Below are 13,384 nucleotides of genomic sequence, written 5' to 3'. Positions count from 1 at the left end.
TGAGATTTAACCTCGGCAGGATTGCTTCCTGCCGAGGTTAAATCTCAAGCTCAGGCACGGGCGGTGACAGATGGAAGGGGGCCCGACACGCCGACCCCGGTACGACACGTCGAGGCCCCTCCCAACTACTCACGGGTTACTTGTCCTGTTGCTGGGGTTCAGGAGAACCAGGCTGCGAGCACGCGCCGGAACTGTCCGGCGGACGAGCCACGAGCCAGACCATGTAGCTGCTGACGGGTTGCTCTGCGACTCGCCGTGGCTTCGGTTGCGAGAACAGGACCTTCTCAGGTGAGGGCGAGCCACACGAACCCCGCCAGCGACACCGCGAAGGCCAGGGCCGTGAAGAGGATCGTCATCCGCTGGGCGTCCCTGAACTCGGGCGCGGGACGGGTGGAGACGAGCAGCGTGTCCTCCTCGGTGGAGCGGATCACGGTCCTGCCGTCCCTGCGCGCGACCGTCCCGTGCACCAGCAGCCGGGTCCCCGGGACGATGGCCCACTCCAGGAAGACTCGCCCGCTGTCGGGGGCGACGTGTTCGGCGCTCGGGGTCCCGCCCCCGCCCCCTTCCCCCGGCTCGAAGGACTCGTGGGTGAGGGGCAGCCGGTCCCCCGCGGCGCGGTCCGGCTCGCACAGCACCGCGCCGGTCCGGTCGCGCAGGGCGAACGGCGTGCGGCTCTGCCTGGAGTAGAGCAGGGTGTGGCGGATCCTCTCGTGGTAGGTGTCGGGGTTGGGGCTGCGGTCCCACACCTCGATGCGGAACCACACGCAGGTGACCCCCGAGTACGGCGCGGTCAGCGGGCCGTCGGGGCCCGTCTCGGCGTTGCCGTCGACCGCGACCTCGGTCCCGGGCGCGGGCAGGTCGCGCAGGGGCGGGGCGTGCGCCTGCTCCAGGGTGCGCAGCCGGGTGTGGGCCCGGTGCGCGAGCCGGAGCAGCAGCCCGGTGACCGCCGTGGCCACGAGGGCGAGGACCTGCAGCGAGGTGCGGACCTCGCCCACCAGCATGTCGTCCATGAGTGTCCTCCCTCCCCCGCCCCGGCGGTGGGCCGCCGGGGCGGGGCGGTCCCGGTCAGTCCTGTTCGCGGTGCGGCGCCCTGTCGGCCTCGGCGAGGGCGTCGCGCCGGGTGTGCGGGGCGGCGGGGGTGCCGGCCAGGTAGCCGGCGCGGGCCAGGGCGTTGCCTCCGACGGCCGCGGTGGCCAGCTGCACGAGCAGGGCCAGGCCGATCTTGACGGCGTTCTCCACCGTGGGGAACCACAGCAGGAGTCCGAGCAGGAGCAGCGGTGTGCCCAGCCCGGCCGCGATCGAGACCCCGTGCAGGCGGGCGTAGAAGTCGTCCAGGCGCACAAGGCCCCAGGCTCCGACGGCGAAGACGGCCGCGCCGGCCAGGACGCAGAGGAGGGCGAGTCCTTCGAGGGGGGTCATCGTTTGCCTCCGGAGACGAGTCGGGCCAGGGACAGTGCGGCGAGGAACCCGATGAGGGCGCACACCAGGACGAGGTCGACCACCGCGGCGGAGTCCAGGCGCAGGCCCAGGACGATGACGATGCCGACGAACCCGAGGAAGACGATGTCGGATCCGGCGGCCCGGTCGGCCTGGTGGGGGCCGGTGAGGATCCGGTGGACGGCGGCCACCATGGCGGCTCCGAGGAGCAGCAGGGCGATGTCGAGCGGGTTCAACGGTGCTCCTCTCCCGCGGTGGTGCGCGGGTGCGTGTCCCGGGGGCGGGTGATGGCCAGCAGGTAGTCCTCCATCTGGCGGATGTCGTCGTGGAAGGCCTGTTCGTCGGCGGTGTACAGGCCGTGGACCCACAGCGTGGGCGGGTCCGTGCGCGTGGCCACGGTGACGGTGCCGGGGGTCAGGGAGACCATGTTGGCGATGGCGGTGATCTCCGTGTCGGTGCGGCAGCGCAGCGGCACCTCCAGGAAGGCGGGCGTCGCCGAGCTGCCGGGGGTGAGGATGTCCCGGGCGACCTGGAACGAGGAGGTCACCACCCGGGTTCCGTAGAAGAAGGGGAACCACGCGATGCGCGCGGCCCTGCGCAGCAGGCCGTTCATCGGCTCGTCACCGCCTCGACGTAGGCAGAGGTGTCCAGCAGGTGGGCGGCGGCCTGTGCGCTCAGGTCGAGCAGGACCTGGGCGCCGAGGCCGACGCACAGGGTCACCGCGGTCAGGGCCACGGCCGGCAGGACCAGTCCGGTCCTGATCCGGGCCGGGGCCCGGGTGGCGGCCGGGGCGGCGGTGGCGGTGGCGGTGCCGCCGGCGGCTTCGGGCGCCTGCCCCGGTCCGGGTTCCGGTGCGGGCCCGGTCCCGGGCGGTGGGCCCCAGAAGACCGAGCCCCAGATCTTGAGCATCGACATCAGCGTGATGAGGCTGACGGCGACGGCGATCGCGGCGACGGTCCACTGCCCGGCGTCCAGGGCCGCGGCGACCAGGGTCAGCTTGGCGACGAACCCGGAGAAGGGCGGCAGTCCGGCCAGGGACAGGGCCGCGCCCAGGAAGGCCAGGGCCAGCAGCGGTTGCCCGCGGGCCGCGCCGCGCAGCCGTTCGAGGTCCCCGGTGCCGTGGACGTGCTCGATCGCGCCGGTGGACAGGAACAGGGAGGCCTTGACCACCATGTGGTGGACGAGGTAGAAGATCCCGGCCATGAGGCCGAGCTCGGTGAACAGGGCGACGCCGAGCAGGATGTAGCCGATCTGGCTGACCATGTGGAAGACCAGGATCGAGCGGGTGGTGGTCTCGCCGACCGCGCCCAGGACGCCGACGGCCATGGTCGCGGTGAACACGACCAGGCCGATCCACAGCAGTGAGGCCTCGCCGTCGAAGACGAGGGCGTACAGGCGGTAGATCACGTAGATGGCGACCTTGGTGTGCAGGCCGGAGAACAGGGCGGTCACGGCCGGGGAGGGCGCGGTGTAGGTGCGCACCAGCCATCCGTGCACCGGGACGACGGCGGCCTTGACCATCATCGCCAGCAGGACCAGTCCCATGGCGACGGCGACCACGGGCGAGTCCTGGGCGGCGCCGGCGAGTTCGCCCAGGTGGACGGTTCCGGCGGTGCCGTACACCAGGGCGACGCCGGCGAGGAAGACGGTGGAGGTGAGCAGGTTGGCGGTGACGTAGGTGCGTCCGCCGCGCAGGCCGTGCAGGGTTCCGGCGATGGCCATCAGCCCGTAGGAGGGCAGCAGCATCACCTCGACGAAGACGAACAGGTTGAACAGGTCGGCGGTGAGCAGGGCCCCGTACACGCCGCCCGAGAGCACCAGGACCAGCGGGGCGAAGAAGCGGCGTTCGGCCTCGCCGGTGGCGACGGCGAAGGCCGAGCACACCAGGACGAGCAGGGCCGTGGTGGTGACCATCAGGGCGCTGAAGGTGTCGGCGACGAACGGGATGGCCACCCCGGCGGGCCACAGGCCCACCTGGTGGGCGTACACCTGTCCGTCCCGGGTGGCCGCGAGCAGGGCCAGTCCGGCGGCGAGCGCGCCGGCGCTGGTGCCCAGGAGCAGGAACCGGGCGACCGGTCCGGTGGGCAGGACCGTCAGCAGGGCGGCGCCGAGCAGGGGCGCCGCGACCAGGAGCGGGAGGAGCACGGTGTTCATGAGGCGTCCTCGGTGTCGTCGCCCTTGCCGGTGGCGGCGAGGGTGAGCATGTAGATGGTGATGGAGAAGGCGATGACGATGGCGGTCAGGACGAACGCCTGCGGCAGCGGGTCGGCCAGGGCTTCCCCGCCTCCCCCGGCGAGGAGGGGCGCCTCCCTTCGGGAGACACCGCCGGCAGACATCAGCAGGAGGTTGACGCCGTGGCTGAGCAGGACGAAGCCCAGGACGATGCGGACCATGCCGCGTTGCAGGACGAGGTAGACGGCTCCGGCGATCAGGACGCCGATGGTGATGGCCAGGGTCATCGGGTGCCTCCGGTGGCCGTGTCGTGTCGTTCGGGAACGGCGGTGCGTTCGGGCGCGGCTCCGGCGCGCGGCAGGCCCAGCTGGTTGAGGGCGGTCAGGATCACGCCGACCACGGCCAGGTAGACGCCGACGTCGAAGACGAGCGCGCTGGTGAAGTGGTAGTGGCCGCCCCACGGCAGCGGGATGTCCGCGTGCAGGGGCCGCAGGAAGGAGCCGTCGGCGAGGCCGAGCAGCCCGGAGGCCACGGCGGTGACCACCCCCGCGGCGATGAAGGCCGGGTAGGCCAGGCGGATGCGCGCCACGGAGGCGCTGGGCGCCACCAGGTAGGCCAGGGCGAAGGCCGAGCCGCCGACCAGTCCGCCGATGAACCCGCCTCCGGGCGCGTTGTGTCCGCGCAGGAGCAGGTAGGCGGACCAGACCAGGAGCAGCGGGATCAGCACGCGGGCGACGGTGCGCATGATGACGGTGTTGGCGTCGGCGTCCCGGACCGGGTTGGTGCGGGCCACCGTCGGCCGGGGCCCGCCGTTGGCGGTGAGCCCCGAGGAGTGCAGGACGGCGATGATGATGAGCCCGGCCACGCCCAGGACGGTGAGCTCGCCCAGGGTGTCCAGGGCCCGGTAGTCGACCAGGATGGTGTTGACGACGTTGGTGCCGCCGGTGTCGGCAGGCGCGTTCTCCAACAGGTGGGTGCTCACCGCCGAGGGTTCCCGGCGTCCGGTGAGCAGGTAGGCGCCCAGTCCCGCGGCCGTGCCGGCGGCGACGGCGATCAGCGCGGTGGCGGCGGTGCGCGAGGGGCGGGCGCGGTGGAACCGGGCCGGCAGCCGGCGCAGGACCAGGACGGCCACGACCACGGTCAGGATCTCCACCAGGAGCTGGGTGAGGGCCACGTCGACGGCGCCCAGGAACAGGAACCAGAGGGCGACGGCGAACCCCGCCACACCAGTCAGGGCCAGGGCCGCCAGCCGGGACCGGGTCACCACGGCGGTGAGCACCGAGACGGCCACGAGGGCGACCATCATCCAGTCGAGGGGCCGGGCGGTCCCGTCCGCCGGCGTCCCGTAGTCCGGGCCCAGGACGGCCACCGCGGCGGCGAACACGATGATCAGGACGAACGGCACGGCCAGGTGCCGGGCCGGTGCGTCGCTGCGGGTCGGGTCGCCGGTGCGCGCGCCCAGGGCGATGAGCCCGGCGTGGACGCGCTCGAAGACGCCCGTGCCCGTCACCGGGAGCCGCAGCCGGGAGGACGCGGGGTCCCGCACGGTGGCGCCCCAGGCCACGAGGGCTCCGAGGAGCAGGGCGGCCGCCGACATCGCCAGGGCCGGGTTGACGCCGTGCCACAGGGCCAGGTGCGCCTGCGCCTGTTCGCCTGTGGCGTCGGCCGCGGCGCGTTCGGCCATGGGGTTCAGCAGCGGCGCTGCCGGGCCCAGGGCCAGGCCGGCCAGGGCGGCGGCGGCCGGGGCGGCCAGGAAGAGGGCGCCCGCCTCCCGGGGCCGGCGCGGACCGGGGTGGCGCACCCGGGCTCCGCCGAAGGTCCCGTACACGAACCGGAAGGCGTAGGCGACGGTCAGCGCCGCGGCCAGGACCGCCGCGACGGCGGCGAGCGGGCCGAGCCAGGCGGGGCCGGGCGTGTGCAGCAGGGCCTCGAAGAGGTTCTCCTTGCTGACGAACCCCAGCAGGGGCGGCACCCCCGCCATGGACAGCGCGGCCAGCGCGCTGACCGTCGCGGTCACGGGCATGGCACGCCGGAGGCCGCCGAGTTCGCGCAGGTCCCGGGTTCCGGTCTGGTGGTCGACGACGCCGACCGCCATGAACAGCGTCGCCTTGAACAGGGCGTGGGCCAGGGTGTGGACGGCGGCGGCGATGAGCGCCTGGGTGGTGCCCACGCCGATGACGGCGATGAGGAAGCCGAGCTGGCTGACGGTGGAGTAGGCGGTCAGCTTCTTGAGGTCGTGGCTGCGCAGGGCGAGCGCTGCTCCCAGGAGGGCGGTGGCCAGGCCCGTGACGATCAGGGTGGTGCCCCACACGGCCGTGTCGGCGAAGGCCGGGGAGAACCGCATCGCCAGGTAGACGCCGGCCTTGACCATGGCGGCGGCGTGCAGGTAGGCGCTGACCGGGGTGCTGGCGGCCATGGCGTCGGGGAGCCAGTAGTGGAAGGGGAACTGGGCGGACTTGGTGAACACCGCGACGATGACCAGCACCGCGACCGCGGTGGTGAAGCCGGTGTCCTGGGTCCAGGAGAGGTCGCCCAGGATGGTGCTGAGCCGGGTGGTGCCGGTGCGCACCCACAGCAGCACGACCGCCGCGAGCAGGGCGAGTCCGCCCAGTGCGGTGAGCAGGAAGGTGCGCACCGCGGGCCGGGACGCCGAGGGGCCCGACAGGCCGATCAGGTAGAAGGAGCAGATCGTGGTCAGCTCCCAGAAGACGAACAGCAGGACGATGTCGTCGGCCAGCACCAGCCCCGTCATCGCCAGGGCGAAGGTGCTCATCAGCACGTAGAAACCGGTGCGGCGCCCGGGCGGGAAGTAGCGGGCGGAGTAGGCCGTGACGAGCGCGCCCACGCCCAGGACCAGGACGCAGAACAGCCAGGCCAGGCCGTCCATGCGCAGGGACAGTCCGATGCCCAGGGCGGGCATCCAGGGCAGGGAGGCCTCCAGCGCTGGGCCCCCGTCCCAGAGGTCGGGGCCGCGGGCCAGGACGGCGGCGGTGAGCAGGGCGAGCACCGCGGCCAGGGGCCACCCGGTGCCACGGCCCAGCAGGCGGTCGAGCACGGGAACGGACAGGACGGTCACTGTGAGTACAGCAAGGAGGAGGAACAGCGGCACGCCGCGTCCTTTCACGGTTCCTCGCCGGTCCCCGGGCATGCCGACGCACACCGGGGGGCGGTCGTGCCCACGGGCACGGGACCACCGGCGATCAGGGAGCGAGGATGGTGTGGGGCACTCCGGGAGTGCCGCGCGCACGACCGGGACGGGGCAGGCCCGTCCTACCCGCTACGGGTGTGCGCTGCCCGGGTACGCCGAAGCGGCCCGTGCGCGCACGTGCGGCGGGAGAGGTCGTTGCGTGAAAGAGAGAGCCCTCTGGCGAGGGAACGGGTCAGCTGCGTCCGGGCGGGCAGGCGCTGAGCTCACCGTGGGCGTTGGTGCCCCACGAGGTGGAGTATCCGTTGGTGCCCAGGGGACGGGGGTTGCGGACCGAGATCTTGTGGCGCTCGGCGAAGCGCATCCGCCCGGTGGCTGCGAGAGAGGGCCGCGCGCAGAAGGGCGGCCGAGAGGAACGACGGCTCGGCGAGGACGACGTGAACGGGGAAGGCGACGACTGCACGGCCAACTCCCCTCCCGTCTTACGCAAAACCGACAACGGCACAGACCCTACCAGCTGCTGTTCCGTGAAAAGGGGCGGGGTGCCCCACGACACACCCGCGCCTCCGGGAGGGCACCCCGTGCGGCGGATCTGGTCCGTAGGGGTACCGGGGTCGGGTCTGCGGCGGCTCCACCGGGAGCCGAGGCGGAGTCGGTGAACTGTGGGAAGGCCGGGAAGGCGCTGCAGGATGCGGCTGGACGGCTCGATGGCAGACGGGCACGCGAAGCTCCTGGCGGACCGGTCATGTGGTCGTGAATCCGTCTACCAGGAGCTTTCTTCATGTCCGCCGCCGGGGGCGCCAGCCCGGCCACCCGTCGGGGTGGAGGGGGTCCAGCGGTCGGCCCGCCGTCGCGTCGGCCGCTCCGCACCCTTCGGGAGACGAACGCTGATCGTCGATCAGCCCTTCGCCTCGCGGACGTCCTTTCCCTGCTCCGCGAAGGCTTTGAAGTCCTGCATGTGCTGGTGCGACTGCTTGCGGAAGGCACCGGGCATCAGGAGCCCCACCAGCCGCATCATCACACCGCTGAACCGGTACTCGCTCTCGCTCGCCCAGAGAGTCGCCTCCGGACCGGCTTCGGTCAGCCGGTCGCGCACCGCGCTCCACATGCCCTCGCCGACGATCTCGCGGTCGAAGTGAACGACCTGCCCTTTCGGGATCCCGCGCAGGTCTGCCGGTTCCCGGCGCGTGACGGTCTCGGTGCACTCCATCTTCTGCTTCCCCGCCTGCATCACGACCCGCGAGGTGGTGCCGACCTGCCCGTGCACCCCGCTCAGCGGCTCGTGCAGCACCAGACCCCGCAGCCACTTCGACATGTGTGCCGGGTCCGCGAGCAGCTGTGCCACCCTCTCCCTCGGTAGGGCGACCTCGATCGAGACGGTGTACTTCATGGCCGAGTGCTCCGGGTTCTCGAGTGGTGTGGCATGCGCGTGCAGTCTCGCCTCATGTTGTTCAGCCACGACGTGTGCCGGCTCCCCCGGTCCGCGTGGCCATGGCGCCTGCCGCCCTGTCAGCGGAGGGCGCGCGCCGGGGCCGACGCGGGACAGGGGCGCCCAGCCGCTTCCCGCGTACCTGACCTCTTGGGTCAGTACACCTGGCCCTGCGCCTGGCCGATCTTCTCCCTGAGCCAGTCGGAAAGCGCGTCGTCGTCCCGGGGGTACTTAGCCAGCTCGAAGACATAGCTGTCCGGCGACGGAGGAATCGGGTGGACCCCCAGCTCCCTGTCGTAATGGAACTCCGCCTTGAACTTCTCCGGACGGGTCACCAGAATCGACATGGCCAGCCATGTCCCCTTGCCCTCCTCGTACATCTCACCCTTGAGGAACTTGGCCTTCTGGCTGACGGAATACGGGTGACGCTTCCTCTTTGTTTCTCCGCTCTCGAAGGTCACGAGGTTCTCGCTCGCCGCAGCACCCCCGATGTATTCATACCTGTAATTCATCGAGGTCCAGCCGCCCGGAGCGGCCCCGACCAGCTCAAGGGCCATTTCGCGCACCAACTCCTGCTGCCGGACAAGATCCATCGAACTTCCTTCCGCTAATTCCTCGGAGTCCGCGTGGCATGGTTGCCATACCTCAACCCTGCCTACTCCTCGCCGTTGAGCGACCGGTTCCCCTCGGCAAGTTACTCACTCCACGCGTCCGGGTCACGTACATACAGAGGTTCCCCTGCCAACGCATCACCGCTCATGGTGCACCCCTCCATCGCCGGGCGTGGTCGCGAAGCTCGATCCCGGTTCTCGTCTACATCGCAGCATCAGCCCGCGCAGGTAGCAGTGGCCCCAGGCGCGAGAGTCCCTGCGGAGTTCTTCCCCAGCGGCCAGGTCCACGCGCCTATCGTCGCAGACCCACGTCGAGAAATCAGGCACTCAACGAAGTACTACTGGCCCTGCGCCTGGCCGATCTTCTCCCTGAGCCAGTCGGAGAGCGCATCCTCGTCTCGCGGGAACTTGGACAGCTCGAAGACATAGCTGTCCGGCGACGGAGGAATCGGATGGACCCCCAACTCCCTGTCGTAATGGAACTCCGCCTTGAACTTCTCCGGACGGGTCACCAGAATCGACATGGCCAGCCATGTCCCCTTGCCCTCCTCGTACATCTCGCCCTTGAGGAACTTGGCCTTCTGGCTGACGGAATACGGGTGACGCTTCCTCTTCGTCTCTCCGCTCTCGAAGGTCACGAGATTCTCGCTCGCCGCAGCACCCCCGATGTAGTCATACCTGTAATTCATCGAGGTCCAGCCGACCGGGGCGGCCCCGACCAGCTCAAGGGCCATGTCGCGCACCAGCTCCTGCTGCTTGGCAAGATCCATCGAATTTCCCTCCACTAATTCACCGGAGTCCGCGTGGGATGGTTGTCATATACCAACATCGCCTGGTCCTCGCCATTAAGCGACCAGTCTACCACGATTTCCCCAGGTGGGGCTCCCAGAGTATCCATTTCCGTAGGCCGGTCTCTGTCATACCGATCCGCATAGCTATTGAGGTTTTCCTGCCTCGCCTGAAATTCACCCCGGTCGAAATCCGGAAGCGAGTCATCGTATTTGAGTTCCACCCGGAACGTGATCGAGGGATTGTCACCCGCGAGGTCGCGCCAGTGGTCGATGAGGTCCTGCTTTCCTCCCGGGTGGCTCTCCGCGTAGTCGGTGCTGTACGCCCGGCCCAGGCGCCCGTCGTCCCCCGAGAGGATCCCGTTCCAGAGGTATTCGAGGCGCCCCCAGTTCTGGACGAAGGTCGCACCCCCACCGGTGTGGTTCAGGGATTTGAGCATGGGGATGATGTTGATGCGCTCCCCGGGGCCGGCGAAGAGGTTGCTCGCGACGACGTGCCCGCCCTGCCAGGTGGAAGTGTCGTAGACGTACTCCGCGTCGTCGCGCGCGTTGTACTCCTCGAAGTAGTTCCTGCCCTCGTGGCCGATGGCGGTCTGCTCGTTGTTGCGCGACTCCCTCCCCGGCCTGAGCTCGCCTTCGATGGAGACCGTCCTGGACTTGGCGTCGGTCTCGTAGACGAGCTGCCCGCCCGTCCTGGGGCTGTCGACGTAGTACGTGGCGTTCGGCCTGGGGTAGACGAGTTCGGGGTTGCCCTGGGTGTCCGTCCCGGCCCGGGTCTCGACGTGGGTGATCCTGCCCTCGGAGTCGGTGATGAAGACCCCCCGGCCCTCCACCCGGTAGAGGGTGTCGGGATCCAGGCGGACCTCGGCCCCGTCCGCCCCTGTTCCGAACCGCTGCTTCTCCCCGGGAAAACGCGGGTCCCCCGCGTCGATCCTCTGGGTGTGCTCGAAGGAGGGCCGGTTCGCCGCGCCGTCGTAGGGGTTGCGGTCGCGCCACCAGTCCAGCGCCGAGTCGACGTACCCGTCCAGGTTGGACAGGTCGTCGGAGATCCGGAAGTCCGGGTCGGGTGAGGGGATGCCCCACTTCTCCCACAGGTTGAAGGCGTTGGGGCCGCCCTCCCGGGACGCGATGTCGTGCGCGCCGTTCCGGTCCGGGTCCGGCGTGTAGGTGTCGTCGCTCCACAGCTGCGGATCGCGCGAACGGTAGGGGACGCCCTCGTCCATCAGCCGGGCCTCGACGTACTCGTGCATGACCAGACGGCGGAAATGGGCCGCCTCCGAGGCGTCCAGGGTGCCCGCCTCGGCCTTGCGCCACAGGTCGGCGATGTGGTCCATGGGGGCGAACCGGCCGCTGCGCTGGGTCGTCCCGTCCGGCGGCACCGGGACGTCCGGGTGCTCGCGGAAGAACAGGTGCTGCTTGATCTCGTCGATGACGTCCGAGTCGAAGCCGGTGTTCTCGGAGATGCGGTCGACGTCGCCGTCGGCGGCGCGGATCTCGTTGTAGCGCTCCAGGGCCTCGGCGCTCTCCGGCACGTCGATGTACCGGTTGCCCTCGTCGTCGAAGTAGGTGCCGGTCTCGTCCCGGCGCCCCACCTCGATGTGTTCGCCCTGGCTGTCGAAGAAGCCCGGCCCCTCCTCCAGGTTGGCCGCGGGGTTGTTGTCGCCCTCGGACCCTCCGGCCCGCTGGACGTGCTCTGGGCGCTCCCCGTCCGGGCCGTCGGTGCGGTCCGGGGCGAGGTCGCCATCCGGACGCTCCGGCAGACCGCCGTCCGCTCCCTGGTGGCCGCGGTCCGACACGTCGGACCCGCCGTTGCCACCCCGACCCGGCCCGGTGTCCGCGTCCACCACGGTCGTGCCGCCCCGCGGGCCGTCCAGCCCCGTGGAGCCGTCCACGCTGTTGTCGAACGTGCCGTCGTCGCGGGCGTCGATCTCGTTGCCCGCGCTGTCGACCTCGACCCTCTCGTGGTCGGCCTCGAAGCGGTCCACCGGCGTGTCGTCGAGCGAGGACGCGTCGTCCGGCACCTGGGAGGCGACCCAGCGGTCCTGCTCCCCGTCCAGCCCCTCCGCGAGGTCGCGGCGCGACTCCGGGTCCACGCCGTCCAGGAAGTCCGCGCCCGCGTCGAGCTGGTCGGCGGTCGGGTCGACGGTCTCCTCGGAGCCGGGGTCCCCGTTCCGGCGGTTGTCGTTCTCCGGCTCCGGATCCGTGTTCGTGTTCGTCGTCCCGCGCGGCACGGACCCCGTGTCCCCGGTGGGCTCGGTGTCGGACCCCGTGTCCCCGTCGGAGCCGTCGCCCGTGGTGCGCCGCCCGTCGCCGTCCGGGAGGTCCGGGGTGCTAGAGGCGTTGAGCCGCTCCAGCGCCTCGGTCATCCGTCCGAGGTCCGCGGGGCTGAGGTCCAGGTCGGCCAGGTCGCTCAGGTCCACCGGGGTGATGGACCCGTCGCCGAACCGGGGCACCCGGGCCAGCACCGACGGGTCGATGCCGCCGGGGAACTCCGACAGGTCCGGCACGTCCGGGGTGCGGCTGCCGCCGACCGCGTTGACGATGTTGGCGCCGCGCCAGGCCATGAGCGGCACGCCCACGACCGCGCCCACACCGGTGGCGGTGAGCAGTGCGCCGCCCACCGTCGCGCCGATGTTGAGGGCCGCCGTGCCGATGACGTACCAGGGCCGCTCGCCCCACTCCTCCCACGGCACGACCGCGTGGGCCGCCTCCTTCCAGGCGTTGCCCGCGGTCTCCCAGGAGAAGCCCCACTCGCCGTTCTCGTCCTTGCCGACGCCCACCAGCGCGCCCAGGCCCTCGACGGTGCCGCCCCAGTACTCCCAGAGGTTGTCGCCCCAGTTCCCGGCGAACCACCCGTCCGGGCCGTGCGCGCCGACCATCCCGCCGACGTCCTCGGCGATGCCCACGAAGAAGTCGCCGACGGCGTCGCCGACGTCGTTGTACCAGGCGTGGTCGGTCGTCTGCGGCGCCCCCCACTCCATGGCGATGCCCTCCAGGGGCGCGTCGAAGCCGTACACGAACTCGCCGTCGCCCGCCGTGACCGACCCGTCGGCCCTCTGGGCGATGAACGTGGTGCCGCCGAACAGCCCGGTGATGGCGTTGGCGCAGGTCCGCTCCGCCTCCTCGAACTCGTGCATCAGGCCCGCGGCCCGGTCGAGGAGGTCGTTGTGCTTGGTGACGTTCTCGCTCTCCTCCTTCCACCAGAGGAAGCCGCTGCCCTCGTCCCAGTCCTCCTTGTTCCCGTAGTCGATGCTGCTGAGGAACGCGTAGGAGTCGGTCTTGAGGGTGGCCCAGCGCGCCTTGATGTCGCGGACCTTCTCGGCGAAGTCGATGAGCGCCCCGGAGGCGCTGGACAGCGCGCCGGACACGTCCTCGGCGTCGCCGGTGAGCGGGTTGAGGACGGTGAAGAGGTCCTGGTCCTCGGGGGCGGTGTAGATGCCCTGCAGCCCGCCCCAGGCGCCGGTGATGTCGGCGGTGGTGTCGGTGAGGTCGGTGCCGTCGGTCTTCAGCTTCGCGGCCACGGCGTCGAGGGCATACGTGAGGGTCTCGGGGACGGGAAAGCCGCTCGGATCGATCAGGTCGGACAAGGGGGACCACCGTTACCAGTGCCGGGGGAAGGTCGCGGGCGGTGCGGGGCCGCGGTGCTTCCCGGGTTCCGTACGTGTCTGCGCGGGGCGGATCCGCGTCCCGGTCCGAGGGGGTCGGGCGGAGCGGGTCCGGGCGGCCGGTGGGGGCTGGCACCGGTGGGAGGGGGCGGGGGGAGGGTTCAGCGGCGGTGGGGGGGGGCGGGGGGCGCGCCGCC

The 13,384-nt window shown here is 71.1% G+C and carries 12 protein-coding genes; all 12 read right to left on the bottom strand.

Annotation, left to right across the window (positions count from 1 at the left end; all coding sequences use genetic code 11):
* Positions 1-284 precede the first annotated feature (284 nt).
* Positions 285-1,010, bottom strand: coding sequence for a GIDE domain-containing protein (locus ABZ234_RS15145; protein WP_355012422.1), 726 nt, complete (start codon positions 1,008-1,010; stop codon positions 285-287).
* A gap of 55 nt (positions 1,011-1,065) precedes the next feature.
* The gene (gene mnhG, locus ABZ234_RS15140; protein WP_355012421.1) at positions 1,066-1,419 is read right to left on the bottom strand and encodes a monovalent cation/H(+) antiporter subunit G; all 354 of its coding nucleotides are present in this window, start codon (positions 1,417-1,419) and stop codon (positions 1,066-1,068) included.
* Positions 1,416-1,673, bottom strand: a complete 258-nt coding sequence (locus tag ABZ234_RS15135) for a monovalent cation/H+ antiporter complex subunit F (protein ID WP_267944781.1) — start codon at positions 1,671-1,673, stop codon at positions 1,416-1,418. The genes mnhG and ABZ234_RS15135 overlap by 4 nt, the downstream gene beginning before the upstream one ends.
* Positions 1,670-2,050 (bottom strand): Na+/H+ antiporter subunit E, encoded by a 381-nt coding sequence (locus ABZ234_RS15130; RefSeq protein ID WP_355012420.1) that lies wholly within the window; start codon positions 2,048-2,050, stop codon positions 1,670-1,672. Before ABZ234_RS15130 ends, ABZ234_RS15135 begins: the two co-directional genes overlap by 4 nt.
* A complete protein-coding gene (locus tag ABZ234_RS15125) occupies positions 2,047-3,591 on the bottom strand; it encodes a monovalent cation/H+ antiporter subunit D family protein (RefSeq protein ID WP_355012419.1) in 1,545 nt (514 codons plus the stop codon). Before ABZ234_RS15125 ends, ABZ234_RS15130 begins: the two co-directional genes overlap by 4 nt.
* Complete coding sequence (locus ABZ234_RS15120) at positions 3,588-3,896, bottom strand: cation:proton antiporter subunit C (protein ID WP_267944784.1); 309 nt, start codon at positions 3,894-3,896, stop codon at positions 3,588-3,590. Before ABZ234_RS15120 ends, ABZ234_RS15125 begins: the two co-directional genes overlap by 4 nt.
* Positions 3,893-6,718, bottom strand: a complete 2,826-nt coding sequence (locus tag ABZ234_RS15115) for a DUF4040 family protein (protein WP_355012418.1) — start codon at positions 6,716-6,718, stop codon at positions 3,893-3,895. The genes ABZ234_RS15120 and ABZ234_RS15115 overlap by 4 nt, the downstream gene beginning before the upstream one ends.
* Before the next feature lie 271 nt (positions 6,719-6,989).
* Positions 6,990-7,118 (bottom strand): hypothetical protein, encoded by a 129-nt coding sequence (locus ABZ234_RS15110; protein WP_344182696.1) that lies wholly within the window; start codon positions 7,116-7,118, stop codon positions 6,990-6,992.
* Positions 7,119-7,652: 534 nt separating this feature from the next.
* Positions 7,653-8,144, bottom strand: coding sequence for an SRPBCC family protein (locus ABZ234_RS15105; protein WP_355012417.1), 492 nt, complete (start codon positions 8,142-8,144; stop codon positions 7,653-7,655).
* Between the two features lie 194 nt (positions 8,145-8,338).
* On the bottom strand, positions 8,339-8,776 hold the full coding sequence (locus ABZ234_RS15100; RefSeq protein WP_355012416.1) for a hypothetical protein: 438 nt from the start codon (positions 8,774-8,776) through the stop codon (positions 8,339-8,341).
* Between the two features lie 356 nt (positions 8,777-9,132).
* Positions 9,133-9,564 carry a hypothetical protein gene (locus ABZ234_RS15095; protein ID WP_355012415.1) on the bottom strand — a complete coding sequence of 144 codons (432 nt, stop codon included), beginning with the start codon at positions 9,562-9,564 and terminating at the stop codon, positions 9,133-9,135.
* A 14-nt stretch (positions 9,565-9,578) separates the two neighbouring features.
* On the bottom strand, positions 9,579-13,169 hold the full coding sequence (locus tag ABZ234_RS15090) for a hypothetical protein (RefSeq protein ID WP_355012414.1): 3,591 nt from the start codon (positions 13,167-13,169) through the stop codon (positions 9,579-9,581).
* Between the last annotated feature and the right edge of the window lie 215 nt (positions 13,170-13,384).

This window comes from Nocardiopsis sp. NPDC006198, from assembly GCF_040613895.1.
GTDB lineage: Bacteria > Actinomycetota > Actinomycetes > Streptosporangiales > Streptosporangiaceae > Nocardiopsis > Nocardiopsis tropica.
Note: the sequence above shows the minus strand (reverse complement) of the source record. Positions and strands in the feature narration are given on the sequence as shown.

What these genes read in the sequence shown, in the direction of transcription:
- ABZ234_RS15145 (WP_355012422.1), bottom strand. Translation starts at nt 1,010, where the DNA reads ATGGACGACATGCTGGTGGGCGAGGTCCGCACCTCGCTGCAGGTCCTC.
- mnhG (WP_355012421.1), bottom strand. Translation starts at nt 1,419, where the DNA reads ATGACCCCCCTCGAAGGACTCGCCCTCCTCTGCGTCCTGGCCGGCGCG.
- ABZ234_RS15130 (WP_355012420.1), bottom strand. Translation starts at nt 2,050, where the DNA reads ATGAACGGCCTGCTGCGCAGGGCCGCGCGCATCGCGTGGTTCCCCTTC.
- ABZ234_RS15125 (WP_355012419.1), bottom strand. Translation starts at nt 3,591, where the DNA reads ATGAACACCGTGCTCCTCCCGCTCCTGGTCGCGGCGCCCCTGCTCGGC.
- ABZ234_RS15120 (WP_267944784.1), bottom strand. Translation starts at nt 3,896, where the DNA reads ATGACCCTGGCCATCACCATCGGCGTCCTGATCGCCGGAGCCGTCTAC.
- ABZ234_RS15110 (WP_344182696.1), bottom strand. Translation starts at nt 7,118, where the DNA reads ATGCGCTTCGCCGAGCGCCACAAGATCTCGGTCCGCAACCCCCGTCCC.
- ABZ234_RS15105 (WP_355012417.1), bottom strand. Translation starts at nt 8,144, where the DNA reads ATGAAGTACACCGTCTCGATCGAGGTCGCCCTACCGAGGGAGAGGGTG.
- ABZ234_RS15100 (WP_355012416.1), bottom strand. Translation starts at nt 8,776, where the DNA reads ATGGATCTTGTCCGGCAGCAGGAGTTGGTGCGCGAAATGGCCCTTGAG.
- ABZ234_RS15095 (WP_355012415.1), bottom strand. Translation starts at nt 9,564, where the DNA reads ATGGATCTTGCCAAGCAGCAGGAGCTGGTGCGCGACATGGCCCTTGAG.